Consider the following 15,794-nt stretch of genomic DNA (forward strand, 5'->3'; position numbering starts at 1 on the left):
AATTATTATATTTCGTTTAACAATAATTAATTTGTTTGATATAAATTATATAGTTTTTCTGAAAATTCAATTTTGTATTGGGGTAATTTAATTTTTTTTAAAATAATTTTTGTTTCATAGGATAGCAATAAAATTTAATAATAAAACTTTATAAGTTTATAAAAATATAATATAATTATCTATAAATATTTCATTATATTTATGATTCATTTCTGAAAAATATTTATTCAGGAGATTAAAAATGGGAAAAGTTAGTAAAGAAAAAATATTGGAGATTTTAGAAGGGTATGATAAAGACAACATTACCATCGCTACTTTAGGTAGTCACACTTCTTTACATATTCTTAATGGTGCTAAACAAGAAGGATTCAGAACTGCTATTGTCTGTGCAAAGGGTAGGGAGGTACCTTATCAACGTTTTGATGTTGCAGATGAATATATCATTGTCGATAAATTTGAAGACATTGTAAACGAAGATGTTCAACAAAAATTAAGAGACATGAATGCAATCGTTATCCCACATGGATCCTTTGTTGCATATGCAGGTTTAGACAATGTAGAAGACAAGTTCAATGTACCTATGTTTGGTAACAGAGACATCTTAAGATGGGAAGCTGAAAGAGACTTGGAAAGACAATTGCTCGTAAACGGTAAAATCAGAATCCCAATGAAATACGATGACCCTTCACAAATTGACCGTGCTGTAATGGTTAAATTCCCTGGAGCAAGAGGTGGAAGAGGATACTTTGTAGCTTCATCTACTGAAGAATTCAATGAAAAAATCGATGCAATGAAAGAACGTGGATGGATTGAAGATGCAGATGTAGAACAAGCTCACATCGAAGAGTATGTATCCGGTTGTAACTACTGTATCCACTACTTCTACTCAGCATTGAATGATGAAGTTGAACTCATGGGTATGGACAGCAGATACGAATCCAGTATCGACGGATTTGTAAGAATGCCTGCTAAAGACCAATTATCCATTGACATCAGCCCATCCTATGTTGTTACCGGTAACCACCCTGTTGTAATGAGGGAATCCTTGCTTCCACAAGCATTTGAAATCGGTGACAAATTAGTTAAAAGTGCTGCAGAATTAGTAAAACCTGGTTTAAACGGTCCATTCTGTATCCAAACTCTTGTAAACGATAACCTTGAAGTTGTTGTATTTGAAACAAGTGCAAGAACTGATGGTGGTACAAACACCTTCATGGAAGGTTCTTCCTACAGTTACCTCAAATATGGTGAAGGTATGAGTATGGGAAGAAGAGTTGCACGTGAAATTAAAATGGCACTCGAAAACGGTGGATTTGAAAAGATTATTACATAAACCTAATTTTCTTTTCATTATTTTTTCTTTTTTTTATATCCCAATAATTAGTTCGATAGTCATAAAACTAATTTTTAAAAAATAGATTATTCATATGGATTTTAATATCGTTTTTAAAAATTTATAAAAAAAGAGAAATAATTAGAATTGATTCAATTCTAATTGTTTTTTGTTTTATTCATCATTATCTTTCTTTTTTCTTTGTGGCAAGAAGAGGTTACGGATATTTGTTGTTACGCTACCTGTGTCTTCCATTTTTTTCACTCTTATAGGAACATTTTTGGTTCCTTTGTAGCTAGAAGCCTCTTCGTAATCTGCAATATCTTTAGCTCTGCTTCTGTAGAGGTAAGCACCGAAGAATGCCATAATTCCACCAAGACCAAGGATGACCAAAGCAGTAATGAGATCTCCTATTTCACTTGGAGTGTAAGGTCCTATAAATCCTCCAAAGGCAAAATAGAGCAATGGTGTTGCACCGACAATTCCTAAAAGAACAGCTTTTAAATTGGTTTTTGCTTTATATCCGATATAAAGTGGTCCAATAGCTGCAAATGCCATAAGTATATCTTGACCATATTGGTATGATATAAGTGGGAAAAATGCGTATGCCGCTGCACCAAATATCAATGATTTCAAATCTATATCCGGTAAATTCGAATTTTTATTTCTGTTTCCTTTAGGTTTTTTTGCCTTTTCTGCATCTACCATCAAATCACCTAAAACTAAATTTATTTATTCCTCAAAGATTATTGTTTTTTTAAAATTATCTTATTAAACTTTTATTTTTCATATAATTTAAAGTTTAATATTTTTTCATAAAAAGAGAAATTATAAAAAATTATTTTTAAAAAAATAGGATAATTATTTTAAAAAAAATAGAATAAATAAAATTCATCATGTATTTAGAAAGTAAAAAAAGAAAAAAAGAATAAAAAAGAAAAATTAAAATTTCATTTAATTTAATTTAATTTTTCTCTTTACTCAATGCTCCACCTGCAGCACCGGTTATTCCCATAACAATCATATATTTGATTATTTCGAAGATAACTGCAAATAGGCTTGAAATTCCAGATATGGTAAATCCGGTAAGTCCTCCAAGAGGACCCATCAATGCTGTTCCCCCAACGGTTACGAGCAATATGAATAGGAATGCTGCTACAATGGTACCAAATGCACCTGCAAGTGCAGCATTCCACATTCCACCAAGTATTCCTTCATGAGCAACATATCCCACTATGAACCCTACAATCAAAAGACCCCAGAACTCATAGTGTCCAAAGAATAAATAAACGACTAATGTTAGGATAAATCCCAATAGGACTGAACTCATCTTTGCCATGTTATCACCTCTATTTGGTTTCAATAGCTAATCTTTTCCCATCTATTCCACAATATCATCTATGACTTTGGAATCTTTGGATTTGTCTGAATCCTCTTTAAACAATTCAGCTATTCCTCCAACAGATCCTAAAATGCCTGAAACTTCAGTTGGCAAGAAGATTTTGGTAGCCTTTCCATCAGCCACTTTTTCCAGTGCTTCCAAATATTTGATTGCAATCAAGTCATTTGTTGGATTTCCTGTATGGATTGCATTATAGGTTATTTCGGTAGCTTTTGCCTTACCTTCTGCAACAGCTATTTCACGGTATTTGTTAGCATCTGCAACTTGTTTGATAGCTTCTGCTTCTGCTTGAGCTGCAAGGATTTTTGCTTGCTTATCCCCTTCCGCTTTTTGGATTTCAGATTCCTTATAACCTTCAGATTCCAAAATGGTGGCTCTTTTGAACCTTTCAGCCTTCATTTGTTTACTCATTGCTTCAACAATGTCTTTTGGAGGTTCAATTCTTTGAATTTCCACTCTAACTACTTTTGTTCCCCATTTGTCGGTTGCAACATCAAGAACTTCACGCAATTCTGTATTGATCATTTCCCTTGAAGTCAAGGTTTGATCCAATTCCAAATCTCCGATGATGTTCCTTAAGTTTGTTTGAGCGAGTTTGGTAATTGCTTGATAGAAGTTTGCAACGTTATAGACTGCATTGAATGCATCAATGACTTCATAAAAGATAACACAATCAACGACTACAACTGCGTTATCCTTTGTAATTACCTCTTGAGGAGGAACGTCCACTACCTGTTCCCTCAAATCAACTTTTCTAATTGTTTCTACAAATGGGACGATTATGTTTAAACCGCTTTCAACGGTTCTGTTATATTTTCCTAATCTTTCTACAACACCCTTTTCATAAGGTCTCAAAATTTGTAAAGTTTTTGATGCGAATACGACAAGGATTATTATGATTAAAATTAATAATATGATGCTCATTCTTTCACCTTCTAAAAGATTTTATTTGTTTTCTCAAATTTTTAATAAACTAATAATCAATATTAACATTACAATAATTTAATTATTTTATATCTAATTATCTAATTTCTTAACTTTTAACTTGACTCCATCTATATCAATGATTTCCACTTCTTCTCCTTTTTCAATCATTTCATCGGAGATTGCTTTCCAGATTTCTCCATTCACATTGATTGATCCGATCTTATGTGAATCGATATCATCTGTAGCTTTTGCCTTCAAGCCAATAAGCCTTTCTGTATTTGATTTTTTATCAACAGTATTCCTATTTAATTTTCTATATAATGGTCTTGAAATCAATATGAAAATCACTGTAATCAAAATGAATGCGATTATTTGGGTTGTAATGCTATATTGGAGATAATTTAATATAGCTGCAGCTATTGCACCTATTCCTATTGACAATAGGTAGAATCCTCCAGTCATCAATTCCCCAATTAAAAATATGATTGCAAGTATTATCCAAAATTCCAAGTACATTTGTCACCCTCCAATCATCAATCTTAATTAAATAAAATATATTTTTATAGTATTTAAACATTTTTATTTTGTTCTAAATTTACTATATTAAACTATAAACGGATTTAAATCAGTTTAATAACTTAATATTCTGTATTGGTCTAAATAATTCTTTCTGAATCTTTTAAATCAATAATAATCATTTTCCATCTGTTCTTTGATTTTTTCTATAACCGCCCTGTGCATTCTTTTGGTAAACTCTGATTTGTCGTTCTGCTTTAGAACTTCAAGATATCCTTGAGATACAAGATTGAATGCAAATGGGCTTGGAATGATTGTATTTATGGTTTTTATTTCCATTTCTCCACTATGTATCCAAGAAATGACTCTTTTTGCATTTTTGATGTCCATATAATCCTCAGTGGCTTCCCTTCTGGATTCCTTGAGAATAGGGAAATTGTTGTCCATTTCCTGAATGTACTTCAACAATATCTTTCCTCTGACTTGCTGTCTTCCTACAGACTTTTCATGACCCTTATATCTTCTTAAAGTCATGAGTGACCTTCCGGCGCAATGTCTGAATCGGCTTGCCAAGGTTTCTGTCTTATCAAGTGATCTGATGAGTATATTTTCAAAGTTTGTTGGAGTCAATCTTTTCAACGCTTCCAATGCTCCCATTTTTCCGTCTGAACTTAAGTAAAATCCATTGTCTGTGATAGAAATTGTAATGTTTCTCTTGTTCCTGTCACTTGCCACATAAGCTACAGCTCTTGCTATTGCATCATTTGTCTTTCTTCCAAATAAGCTATGGAAAACAACGAATTTTCTTCCTCCAAATCCAGTATAGTATTCAACAAGAAGTTTCTGCTTATGAGGTATCTGTGCATATAGGAACTGTTCATTGAAGTATTCATAGATTGAATTTGCTGCAAACTCATCCACATAAAGGTATTCGTGGAGGAATTCCATAATCTCTTCCTTTGACCTTCCATATTGGAACTTGCTTTCCAGGATATATCTGAACCTTTGAATGTCAACTGCAAGGTCAAATGCAAGAGGGAGCTGTTCTGAATACCATGATGGAATTGTAGGTGGCCCTGATGCAGGAGATACATTGATAGTCATTCCCTTTCCATAATTGAACTTGTAGGTTCTTCCTCCGAGAACGAAGCTGTCCCCTTTTTTGAGCTTTTCCATAAAGTCCTCTTCAACCCTGCCTATAACCTCTCCATCACATTTCACTGCAACTGAGGAAGTGTCTGGAATTGTTCCAATATTTGTTGAATAGAGCATTCTTGCAAGCTTTCCCCTTTTTCCAAAGGTGTTTTCCTTATAGTCTATCCAAATTTTCGCATAGACATACCTATCTTCAAGTTCAACATATTCTCCCGCCAAATAGCTTAGGACATCCTCATAATCATCCTTATCCAAGTCCTTATAGCAGTAGCTCTTTCTGATTATGTCATAGGCATAGTCAATATCCCAAGGATTTTCAATGCTCATTCCATAAATATGCTGTGAAAGCACATCCAAACAGTCTTTCGGGATTTTGATATTGTCGATTTTACCCTCTTTTGCGTTTTTAAGAAGCACTGAACATTCCACAAGTTCATCCCTATCTGTGACTATGATTCTTCCCTTTGACTTTTCATGCAGTCTGTGGCCGCTTCTACCTATTCTCTGCAATGCTCTTGAAACGGATTTCGGTGAGTTTATGAGAATTACAAGGTCAATGTAACCGATGTCTATACCAAGTTCAAGTGAAGTGGAGGAAACAACCACCTTAAGCTCTCCTTTTTTGAGCTTTTCCTCAGTCCTTAACCTTGATTCCTTTGAGAGGGAAGAATGGTGAGCCATGATGTTGCTGTTGTTGAAATGCTCGCCATAGAGCTTTTTCAGATTGTAGACATATCTTTCGGTTGCACTACGTGTGTTTGTAAATATCAGGCTTGTCTTATGTTCCATTACCAAATCATCAATCAATGCATATGTTGCCATTCTTGTATCTTCATCGTCAGCTATTACAATGTCATCAACTGGAGAGATCACTTCTATATCCAATTCCTTCAGATAGTTTATGTCAACAAGGATGCAATCCCTTTCCGTTCCATATTCGTATCCTACAAGGAATCTTGCAACCTCTTCAAGTGGGCTGACTGTAGCAGATAATCCGATTCTGGTAAACCCTCCAATCAATGCCTGAAGACGTTCCAAGGAGAGGCTTAAATGAACTCCTCTCTTGTTTTCAGCCAGTGAGTGGATCTCATCGACAATCACATATTTCACATGTGACAGCTTTTCCCTGAATTTAGGTGCAACAAGGAGGATTGATAATGTTTCAGGAGTTGTAATCAGGATATGGGGTGGGGACTTCAGCATCTTTGTTCTTTGATATTGGCTTGTATCTCCAGTCCTTACTGCTTTACGAATATTCAAAGGCTTTCCAGCTATTTTTTCTATTTCCCTAAGGGGTTCGTCAAGATTTCTTTCAATGTCATTGTCCAAAGCCTTAAGGGGAGATATGTAGATGCAATAAACCTTGTCTTCAAGCTCTCCCTTATCTGCAAGTGCAGTCAATTCATTTATGACGGATAGGAATGCAGTCAATGTTTTACCTGATCCTGTTGGTGATGAAACAAGAATATTATTCCCTTTATGTATTTCAGGGATTGCTTGCTTTTGTGCAGGTGTAAAGTCATCAAAGCTATTCTCAAACCACTGCCTAACATAAGGATGGAGATTTTTATATATCTGCTTTTTTGAATAGCTTTTTGTTTGTCTTGTAATCATATTATCAATAAATTTTATTATATTTATTTAATTTTGGTGTTTTCAGTTAGATTTTTTAATCTGCTTACTTTCTTATTATGTAATTTATTTATTTTATAGTTAAGTTTTATTTTATTCAAATTAATTTAAATATTAGTTTAACTTAAATATTATTAAATTAAAAATATTTTTAATAATCAAATTTTAAAAGATTTTTAAATTAACCATTCAGATTATTAATGATTTTTATTCGTTTAATCTTATTGATAGAGGATTTATTATGGTTGGAAAATTATCAATTGAAGAGGCTGTTGAAGCATTGAAAGATGAGGATGTAGCTACTAGGAAAGTGGCTGTAGAAAGTTTAGCTGGAGTTACTGATGATTCAATAATCGAACCTTTAATTGAAGCTACTAAAGATGAAAACGCTCAAGTTCGTTTTAAGGCTGCAGAGATTCTTGGAAATATGGGAGACCTTGCTGTTGACAAATTGATTGAAGAATTTGCTAAAGCGGAAGGAAAAGATAAAAGATTTTTGGCTTTTGCACTTAAGGAAACTGAAGATCCAAAGGTCATTCCTTATTTTGTCGAATCCACTGATGATGAGGATTTCGGTGTTAGAAAAGTTGCCGTTCGTGCTTTAGGTGAACTTCAAGCTGAAGATGAATTGGACACCATTGCCAAATGTCTTGATGATGAGGATTGGGGTGTAAAGTTAGCTGCAATTCAAGCTTTAGGTGACTTAGGTACTGACGATGCAATTGCACTCATCAAGAAAGCAAGAAAAAGTGAAGATGACAAGGACTTTAAGAAATCCTGTAACAAGGCAATCAAAAAGGCTGAAAAAAGGAAAAAGGCTAAGGCATCCGGAAAAGCTATTGTTAAAGTCATTCCAATGAGCACAATCAAGGAAATGGAAGAGGCTAATTTGCAAAAGGCAATTAAGGAATATGAAAGATATGTCGAATCAAAACAAGCAAAAGATGCTCCATATAAGAGATTATGTGTTCTCTATAGAAAAATGAATGATTATGACAATGAGGTCAGAGTCTTGGAGACTGCTTGTGATGTCTTTGCTGACAATGAGAAAAAATTAGCATATTTTGAGAAAAGATTAGCTAAATTAAAATAGATTTTTAATTTAGTTTAATTCTTTGCTCTTTTTTTACTTTTTATTTATTTTTAATTTAATTTTTAAAACTATTTTTAAGTTTTTTTTTTCTTTCATGAAATTACATGTTTATTTCATGAACCCTATTTTTATTTACTTATTTTTCTTTTATTTCGTATAAATCGCATCGTCTATTTTTTAAAATAGGTATTTCCTCTCTTATTCTTTTGATTTCATTTAAATCTATTTCTACAATCTTTAAATCTTCATCGAAATCCAATTCTTCAATCACTTCTCCCCATGGATTTACAGCTATTGAATGTCCGAATGAATTGTAATTTGCAGTCTTGTCCAATGCTGGTGCTACCCCTATAGTATAGACCTGATTGTCCAATGCTCTTGATTTAAAGAGTATTTCCCAATGTGCAGGGCCGGTTGTCAAATTGAATGCTCCTGGGAAAATGAGTATCTCTGCACCATTAAGTGTCATGATTCTTGAAAGTTCAACAAATCGTATGTCATAACAGATGCCGATTCCGATTCTTGCAAGTTCTGTTTCGATTACAGTAAAGTTTGAGCCTGCACTTAAGGTGTCTGATTCCTTGAAATAGATCTTTCCTTTGACATCGATATCAAAAAGATGCATTTTCCTATGCTTTCCAAGGATTTTTCCATGATTGTCAAAGAGGACTGAGGTGTTGTATATTGACTTTTCATCTTTTCCCTCTTCAGCAAGGGACATTTCTATCTCAGGTATTGATCCTGCCAATACATGAATATCTTCTTCCTTTGCAGTTTCAGCAATTCTATTTAAAGTTTGGCTGTCTTCGAATTCTTCGCCATATTCTATGAATTTTTCATTTTCATATGGGCAGTTAAACATTTCAGGAAGAACAGCTAAATCAGCTCCCTGTTTTTTAGAGTCCCTAATCATTTGAATGGCTTTTTTGATGTTTTCTTCCTTATTGTCAACAACATTCATTTGACAAAGGGCTATTTTAATCAAATTCATTTTTTTACCTCAGTTGATTGTTTAAGATATTAAAGTAGTAAAATTCAAAAATCGTATAAATTAAAGGAAAATTCGAAATAAGAAAAATAAATTAAAAAGAAAAAATAAAGAAAAATAGAAAATATAAAATCATTCTAAAAGAACTTAAAAATAAAAGAAAAATAAAAATTAATAATATTAGTTTAAGTTATTTCTTAAGCTATTTCAGCACCATCTGTAGCACTGTAGTCAGGTGATACAAAACCAATACTATTAATCATGTTTTGGATTTCAGTGGTATTCAAAGCACTGATGTCTTGATTGTTGGATTTTCCATTGTTTATGACAAAGCTGTAGTATATTCCATCACGTAATGTGCAGATGTATCTTGAATATCCTTGATCAGCGGTACTTATTGTCATTTCTAAGGATGGGACTTCTCCAACATAAACGGTTTTAGCTTCTAAAACTTCTCCGTTTAATGACTGTGCAGTTGCATTGACATCACTTATAATCTTATCATAGGTAATGTCATCACTTTGAATTGTAGTAAATCCAATCAATGTGTTGTCTTTAGTTTTAAATGCAATATCGCTGGAATTGCCGTTTCCATCAGTATTATTGTACATGGACCAATTTCCAGAGTAATTATATGTTATCACACCATCAGTATAGGTTTTAACTTCATCTGTAGTTTGGTTTTGGAGTCCGTTGATTCCAATTCCTGCGATAATAAGAATAATTAACATGATTATTGCTGCGATTGCTACTTTTCTGATATTAATACCGGAACCTTGTTCTTTGGTTTTTTGAACAGTTTTTGGTTCAGCCTTTTTCTCTTTTTTAGGAGTTTCCTTTTTGATTTCCTTTGTAGTTTCTTCAGCTTTTGTTGTACCGAACTTTTTAGCAGGGTTTTTTATTCCTGGATCTTTTTGTTTGAAACCTTCGGTTGCAGTTTTGCTGAAAGAAGGTTTGGAACTTTTAACTTGTTCAGCACTTTCTTTTTCTTTTTTAGCTTTAGCAGTATTGCTGTATTTGCTTAAATCGAAGCCAGATAATTTTTTGGATAATCCTCCACCGAAACCGCCGGATTTTCCAGAAAATATGGATTCTTCAGTTTTCCTCCCTACTGCCATTTGTTTGGATATTCCATCTTTTTTAGGGGGTCTAGAGTTTGCTTCAGATTTTGGAGGCAGTTTAGCACCACAGTTACCACAAACTGGTGCACTGTCGTAACTTGCATTTCCACACTCTTGACAATATTTTACCAATTTTTAACCTCCCATTATTTAATAAAATTAATAATCGAAATGTTTTTTCAATAATTTTCAATAATCTTTTTAAAATATGATAATTTTTTTAAAATATTTAAAATTACTTAAAAAGTTATTTACTAATATTATTCTTTTTATTTAACCTTATATTTAAAATTTAAGATATTTTTAAAAATAATTAAAGTAAACTATTTTATTAACTTATAAGATAATAATATTTATCATATTAGAAAAATATTGCATTGAATAATTTTTTAAGAAAAAGTGATAGAATGGTTAAAGTTGAAAAAATCAATTGTGATAATATTAATTATGCAGTCTATAGAATTGGAAATTGGGAAAATGATTATGAGATAAACATTTTAGGGACTGCAAGTGAAATTCCAGTTACCAAACCTACATTGGAGCATATGGTCAAACAGATGGATCATATAAGGGCATCTGTCTTTAATATTGGTGGAAAAGAAGTTAATGGTATGATTGGACTTGCTATGCAATTCAATCCAAGCTTTGCTTCAAGAGATATTGATGAGCTTATCGAATTGGAAGAAAAAGAGCATGAAAATATTTTGGATGAATTAAACAGTCTCGAATTAAAAGATGCAAAGGATGTCATATTCTTGGATACTGATGAGTTTGTAATTTATAAATTGGAATACGATGGACACACTTTATCTCCAAAACCATACAATGATTATGCTAAAAGACATCAAATGGAAGAGATAAAACGTTTAAAAGAATTAAGCGGTGAAAGATTCGTTTTAGATTTATAGATTTTTAGAGCTTTATAACTAAAGCTCCTTACTATTTTTTTATTATAAAATCAATATTCCAAGCCCTTCAAGGAGAATTTTGAATCCAAGCAAAATCAAGATTACTCCACCAAGGATTTCAAACTTGTCTCCAAAGTAATTTCCTATTTTTTTACCAAGATAAAGGCCGATTAGTGTAAATATGAATGCTGTAACTCCAATCATGATTATTGGAATTAAAATGTCTGTTTTTAATACAGCATAGGTTATTCCAACTGCAAATGCATCAATGCTTGTAGCTATTGCAAGCAAGGTCAGTTCCTTAAATGAAAACTTATCTGATGAGTCTTCTTCATCATTTGAGAAACTTTCCCTAATCATATTTGATCCAATCAAAAGAAGAAGTATGAATGCAACCCACGGAGCAAATGTAGTGATGAGCCATTCCAATTGAATTCCGCCTAACCAGCCTAAAACTGGCATTAAAGCCTGAAATCCTCCAAAGAAAATTCCAAACCATAATGCTTGGCTTTTTGTGATATTTTTTAAGGTGAATCCCTTTGTGAGTGAAACACTGAATGCATCCATTGCCAGTGCGATTGCAATTAATAAAGTTGAAATAAAATCCATAATAATCATCAATTTTTAAGAAGTTCTATCCAAATGCATCTAAGGTTACTTTTTTGTCTTTTTTAAGTTCTCTTGGAGGTTCTACAGCAACAAATTCGATTCCTTCCTCTTCTAAAAGTTCAAGTGCATCATCACCTATTGAAGGAGCTACGAGAATTCCTCTGATCTTTTGCTTTTCTGAAGGATTTTTGATTTCCTCATTTTCCTTGTTTTCAAAATCAGTGAGGTATCTTCTGATTTGCTTTACTGCAGCTACTCCTGCCTTACGTGCTTTCAATTCTAAAATCATCAGGTTTCCTTCACTATCCTTACCAAGTATGTCAATGAAACCGTGCTCTGTTGCATATTCCCTTACGTTTGGACGGAATCCTTCCTCGATAATGTGAGGCTTTTCCCAAATCATGTCTCCCATGTCCTTTTCATATCCTGCTCTTTCAAGCTCTTCGTAGTCTTCTATTAGGTTATAGCTTGCATAGTGGACTTTTCTAACCTCAACTTCAAGTCTTTCAGGAGGACTGCGCCTATGACTTTCCAAAAATAGTATTTCATCTTTAATGTAAGCTCTTGGTCTTGATTTAGGAGGTTGCCAGTTAACTGGATCCACCTTATTGTCTTGGTGAATCAAAAAGCATCCGTCCGGCTTCATCATAATGATTCTTTCACCATAATCAAGTTCACTTAATGCACGCCCTTCATAGCTAACTCTACAGCATGCAAAAAGCAATATGGTTGCCTTTTTTCTAAGGCCTTCCTCAATAAGCTCATAAGTCTCTTCATAATCGGGATTTTCTAGGATTTTGTATTTCATTTTATCATTTTATAGTTTGTTGTACTATCAATATTTGTTTTTATTTTTTATAAATTTAATTAATTTTTAATTAATTTTTTTATTTTTTTATTTTTAAATTTCATATTTTTTATGAATTTTAGTTTATTTTTAAATTTTAAATTCTTAACACTTTATATATTACTATTTATATATAATTAATAGTTAGGAAATGATTATTATGGAAATGAATGAAAATGTTGAAATGATTACTGGAGACCCTAAAAAAGCTATTAATAAATTGGCTTGGCCTTTAATAGCAAGTATGCTTTTGGTCTTTTTGAATAATATTATAGATAGTATATGGGTTGCAGGGCTTGGTCCAGATCCACTTGCTGCAATCGGTTATGTCACTCCATTGTTTATGGTGCTTGTAGGGGTTGGAAATGGTATTGGTGCAGGTGCAACTTCCCTTATTTCTCGTTTTATAGGTGCAGAAAAGAAAGATGATGCAAACAATGCAGCAATTCACTCTGCCATTTTAAGTGTGCTTATTTCTCTAGTCATTACAGTTATCGCTCTTTTGAGTTTAGAATCCTTATTGAAACTCATGGGAGCTAGTTCTGTATTGGATTATGCGATGGATTACGGCGTGATCATATTCATATTTACAGCACCTATTATAATTCCCCCTATTTTTGGAGGAGCATTTAGAGCTGAAGGAGACGTTAAAAGGGCTACTTTGCCTATAGCAATTATAGCTATTGTCAATATGATTCTAGACCCAATATTCATTTATGTCCTTGGATGGGGAATTTCAGGTGCAGCTCTTGCAACAGGAATGGCTCCTATTTTCGGTCTTTTAATGATGCTTTATTGGATTTTCATTAAAAAAGACACCTATTTATCCTATAATAAAGAAGATTTCCATAGTGACTTTTCAATTTATAAAGATATTTTAGCTGTAGGAATTCCAGCAAGCTTAGAGCAATTGATCATGGCGGCTCTTGCAGTAACTGTCAATTTTATGCTTACTATAGTTTCCGGTTCAATTGCAGTGGCCGTTTATACTGCAGGATGGAGACTGATATCTCTTGGATTGCTTCCAGCTATTGGAGTTGGAACTGCAGCAATTACAGTTTCCGGTGTAGCATATGGTGCTAAAAAGTATGAAAACATTAGAACTGCACTTAGATATTCTGCAAAATTAGGTTTGGCCGCTTCAATCATTGTTTGCATATTGCTCTATGTATTTGCAGATCAGCTTGCATTCATATTCTCATATTCTGAAGCAAGTGCCCATCTCTTGCCATTGATAGCAGCATTTATACAATTGATGTGCCTGTTCATATTGTATGTTCCATTTGGTGCAAGTGCAGGAAATGTATTCCAAGGACTTGGAAAAGGAACAACTTCCTTTATTTTAACTACATTCAGGGAATTTGTCCTTGTATTGATATTTGCATACCTCTTAGGATTTGTATTCAATATGGGAGAAACTGGAATTTATTATGGAATGCTTTTAGGTGGTTTCATAGGCTCAGTAATCGCTTATGTTTATATTGAAATTTATGTAGATAGATTGATCAAAGGAAAAATAAAAGGAAGCAAAATTTAATAATATTGAACAAAATACTAATAATTAAGAGATATAGTTTTAGGTGGTAAATTAAATATGCAAAAGGTAATTAATTCTCATTGTCACATCTATCCTTCAAAGATTGCTTCAAGAGCTGTTGAGGGAATCCGTGATTTTTATGACCTTCATATGTCTTTAAATGGAACTGTAGATGACTTGATTAAAGACGGCAATAAGGTAGGTGTCGTGCATTATCTTGTTCATTCTGTTGCAACAACTCCAAAGCAGGTCAAATCAATTAATGAGTTCATTTCAGAGGAAGTTAAAGCACGCCCAGAGACTCTGACAGGTTTTGGAACATTGCATCCAGACAGTGAAGATATTGAAGGGGACTTGGATTATATTATGGAACTTGGCCTAAAAGGTGTAAAAGTTCATCCTGATTTCCAGCAATTCGCCTTAAATGAGGAAAGGGCATTTAAGATGGGTGAAGCTATCAGTGAAAGAGGATTGCCAATCATGATTCACTGTGGTGACTTCAGGTATAACTATTCCAATCCAGAGCATTTAAAGCCTTTCCTTGAAGAGTTTCCAGACATTACTGTTATAGGTGCTCATTTTGCAGGATGGAGCATGTGGGAAAAGGCAACTGAAGAATTGGCAGGAACTCCTAATCTATTTGTAGACTGCAGTTCAAGCTTATATGCATTGTCCCCTGAAACTGCTAAGGACTTGATTCATGCATATGGTGCAGATAGGGTTCTATGGGCTACTGATTTCCCAATGTGGGAATCTGTAAGCGAGATGGAAATGTTTAATAAGATTGATTTAACTGAAGAAGAAAGAAATTTGATTCTTTATGAGAATGCAGCTAAACTTCTTGGTTTAAAATAATTCTATTCTTTTTTATTTTTTAAAATTATTTTCTCTTTTGGATTTTTATTTTTTTTAATAAATTATTTTTCATTACTAGGTTGATACAATGATTGATGTAGAAGCTATTGAAGCAGAATATTTCACTCTAGATGAGTTTGAATTTAAAAATGGAGAAGTCTTAAAGGATGCAAAGGTTGAATACATAACTTTTGGAACTCCACAATATGATGATAATGGAATCATTTCAAATGCAGTAATTTACTTCCACGGTTCAAGCGGTAGCTGTTACTCTGCAAGACGCATTTCTGAGGATATGGGTAGTGGAGAGATATTTGATACAGATAAATTCTTCTTCATTTCAGTTAGTGCTCTTGGATGTCCAGGTTCTGCCAGCCCTTCTACAACAGGATTGATGAATAAGTTTCCAGAATATGATGTAGAAGATATGGTCAATTTCCAAAAGCAGTTCATTGAAGAGAAATTCGGAATCACTCATGTAAAAGGACTTATTGGAAATTCCATGGGCGGATTTGAAGTATTGACTTGGGGATGTGTTTATCCAGATTCTGTTGACTTTATCATTTCTCTTGTAAGCAGCTTTAAGGTAGGTGGACATAATTATGCCTTAAGCCAAATCATGAACAATATTTTGGTTTCAGATCCTGATTATAATGGTGGAGCTTATGACTTGCCCCTTTCAGATTCATTAAAGAGAAGCTTAAAGCTTTCTTCAGATGCAATGTACTGTTATGGATTGTCAAGAGAGGAATACAGAAACAACATGACAAATGAGGAAATAGCAGAAGCTATGGCTGAGTTTGCTGAGGAAAGCTTAGAAGAGGACCCTAACGATTTGATTTATATGAATAACTCATCATTAGACTATGAC

At 33.3% G+C, this 15,794-nt stretch carries 15 protein-coding genes; 6 read left to right on the forward strand and 9 right to left on the reverse strand.

Features of this window, described 5'->3' with window-relative positions; all coding sequences use genetic code 11:
- The first annotated feature begins 241 nt into the window (after positions 1-241).
- A complete protein-coding gene (locus ACKI67_RS04675) occupies positions 242-1,333 on the forward strand; it encodes a formate--phosphoribosylaminoimidazolecarboxamide ligase (protein ID WP_292788445.1) in 1,092 nt (363 codons plus the stop codon).
- A 174-nt stretch (positions 1,334-1,507) separates the two neighbouring features.
- Here the strand turns inward: ACKI67_RS04675 and ACKI67_RS04680 are convergent, their stop codons facing one another.
- The 5 genes from ACKI67_RS04680 to ACKI67_RS04700 all read right to left on the reverse strand — a co-directional run bounded on the left by ACKI67_RS04680 (position 1,508) and on the right by ACKI67_RS04700 (position 6,947).
- Positions 1,508-2,041 (reverse strand): UbiA family prenyltransferase, encoded by a 534-nt coding sequence (locus tag ACKI67_RS04680; RefSeq protein ID WP_407462243.1) that lies wholly within the window; start codon positions 2,039-2,041, stop codon positions 1,508-1,510.
- Between the two features lie 256 nt (positions 2,042-2,297).
- Positions 2,298-2,672 carry a DUF5518 domain-containing protein gene (locus ACKI67_RS04685; protein WP_407462244.1) on the reverse strand — a complete coding sequence of 125 codons (375 nt, stop codon included), beginning with the start codon at positions 2,670-2,672 and terminating at the stop codon, positions 2,298-2,300.
- Positions 2,673-2,714: 42 nt separating this feature from the next.
- Positions 2,715-3,659, reverse strand: a complete 945-nt coding sequence (locus ACKI67_RS04690) for an SPFH domain-containing protein (RefSeq protein ID WP_407462246.1) — start codon at positions 3,657-3,659, stop codon at positions 2,715-2,717.
- A 93-nt stretch (positions 3,660-3,752) separates the two neighbouring features.
- On the reverse strand, positions 3,753-4,178 hold the full coding sequence (locus ACKI67_RS04695) for an NfeD family protein (protein WP_407462247.1): 426 nt from the start codon (positions 4,176-4,178) through the stop codon (positions 3,753-3,755).
- A 168-nt stretch (positions 4,179-4,346) separates the two neighbouring features.
- Positions 4,347-6,947 (reverse strand): ATP-dependent helicase, encoded by a 2,601-nt coding sequence (locus ACKI67_RS04700; RefSeq protein ID WP_407462249.1) that lies wholly within the window; start codon positions 6,945-6,947, stop codon positions 4,347-4,349.
- A 259-nt stretch (positions 6,948-7,206) separates the two neighbouring features.
- Between ACKI67_RS04700 and ACKI67_RS04705 the strand changes: the two genes are divergently transcribed.
- Positions 7,207-8,058: a HEAT repeat domain-containing protein gene (locus ACKI67_RS04705; RefSeq protein ID WP_407462250.1), complete on the forward strand. Its 852-nt coding sequence runs from the start codon at positions 7,207-7,209 to the stop codon at positions 8,056-8,058.
- A 136-nt stretch (positions 8,059-8,194) separates the two neighbouring features.
- Here ACKI67_RS04705 and ACKI67_RS04710 read toward each other — a convergent pair whose 3' ends face one another.
- Together ACKI67_RS04710 and ACKI67_RS04715 are read right to left on the reverse strand one after the other, a co-directional pair.
- Complete coding sequence (locus ACKI67_RS04710; RefSeq protein ID WP_407462252.1) at positions 8,195-9,049, reverse strand: carbon-nitrogen hydrolase family protein; 855 nt, start codon at positions 9,047-9,049, stop codon at positions 8,195-8,197.
- A 194-nt stretch (positions 9,050-9,243) separates the two neighbouring features.
- A complete protein-coding gene (locus tag ACKI67_RS04715) occupies positions 9,244-10,299 on the reverse strand; it encodes a hypothetical protein (protein ID WP_407462253.1) in 1,056 nt (351 codons plus the stop codon).
- 275 nt (positions 10,300-10,574) lie between these two features.
- On the opposite strand from ACKI67_RS04715, the gene ACKI67_RS04720 reads away from it, so the two are divergent.
- Positions 10,575-11,075: a hypothetical protein gene (locus ACKI67_RS04720; RefSeq protein ID WP_407462254.1), complete on the forward strand. Its 501-nt coding sequence runs from the start codon at positions 10,575-10,577 to the stop codon at positions 11,073-11,075.
- 42 nt (positions 11,076-11,117) lie between these two features.
- Here ACKI67_RS04720 and ACKI67_RS04725 read toward each other — a convergent pair whose 3' ends face one another.
- Positions 11,118-11,684, reverse strand: coding sequence for a manganese efflux pump MntP family protein (locus ACKI67_RS04725; RefSeq protein ID WP_407462255.1), 567 nt, complete (start codon positions 11,682-11,684; stop codon positions 11,118-11,120).
- 25 nt (positions 11,685-11,709) lie between these two features.
- Positions 11,710-12,492: an endonuclease NucS gene (gene nucS, locus ACKI67_RS04730; protein ID WP_407462256.1), complete on the reverse strand. Its 783-nt coding sequence runs from the start codon at positions 12,490-12,492 to the stop codon at positions 11,710-11,712.
- A gap of 199 nt (positions 12,493-12,691) precedes the next feature.
- On the opposite strand from nucS, the gene ACKI67_RS04735 reads away from it, so the two are divergent.
- The 3 genes from ACKI67_RS04735 to ACKI67_RS04745 all read left to right on the forward strand — a co-directional run.
- Positions 12,692-14,068: an MATE family efflux transporter gene (locus ACKI67_RS04735; protein ID WP_407462257.1), complete on the forward strand. Its 1,377-nt coding sequence runs from the start codon at positions 12,692-12,694 to the stop codon at positions 14,066-14,068.
- 57 nt (positions 14,069-14,125) lie between these two features.
- Positions 14,126-14,923 (forward strand): amidohydrolase family protein, encoded by a 798-nt coding sequence (locus ACKI67_RS04740; RefSeq protein WP_407462258.1) that lies wholly within the window; start codon positions 14,126-14,128, stop codon positions 14,921-14,923.
- A gap of 88 nt (positions 14,924-15,011) precedes the next feature.
- Positions 15,012-15,794, forward strand: a 783-nt coding sequence (locus ACKI67_RS04745; protein ID WP_407462259.1) for an alpha/beta fold hydrolase, incomplete at its 3' end; no start/stop codon positions are given.

Origin of the sequence: Methanobrevibacter sp. (genome assembly GCF_045577275.1) — an archaeon.
Taxonomy (GTDB): Archaea; Methanobacteriota; Methanobacteria; order Methanobacteriales; family Methanobacteriaceae; genus Methanobrevibacter.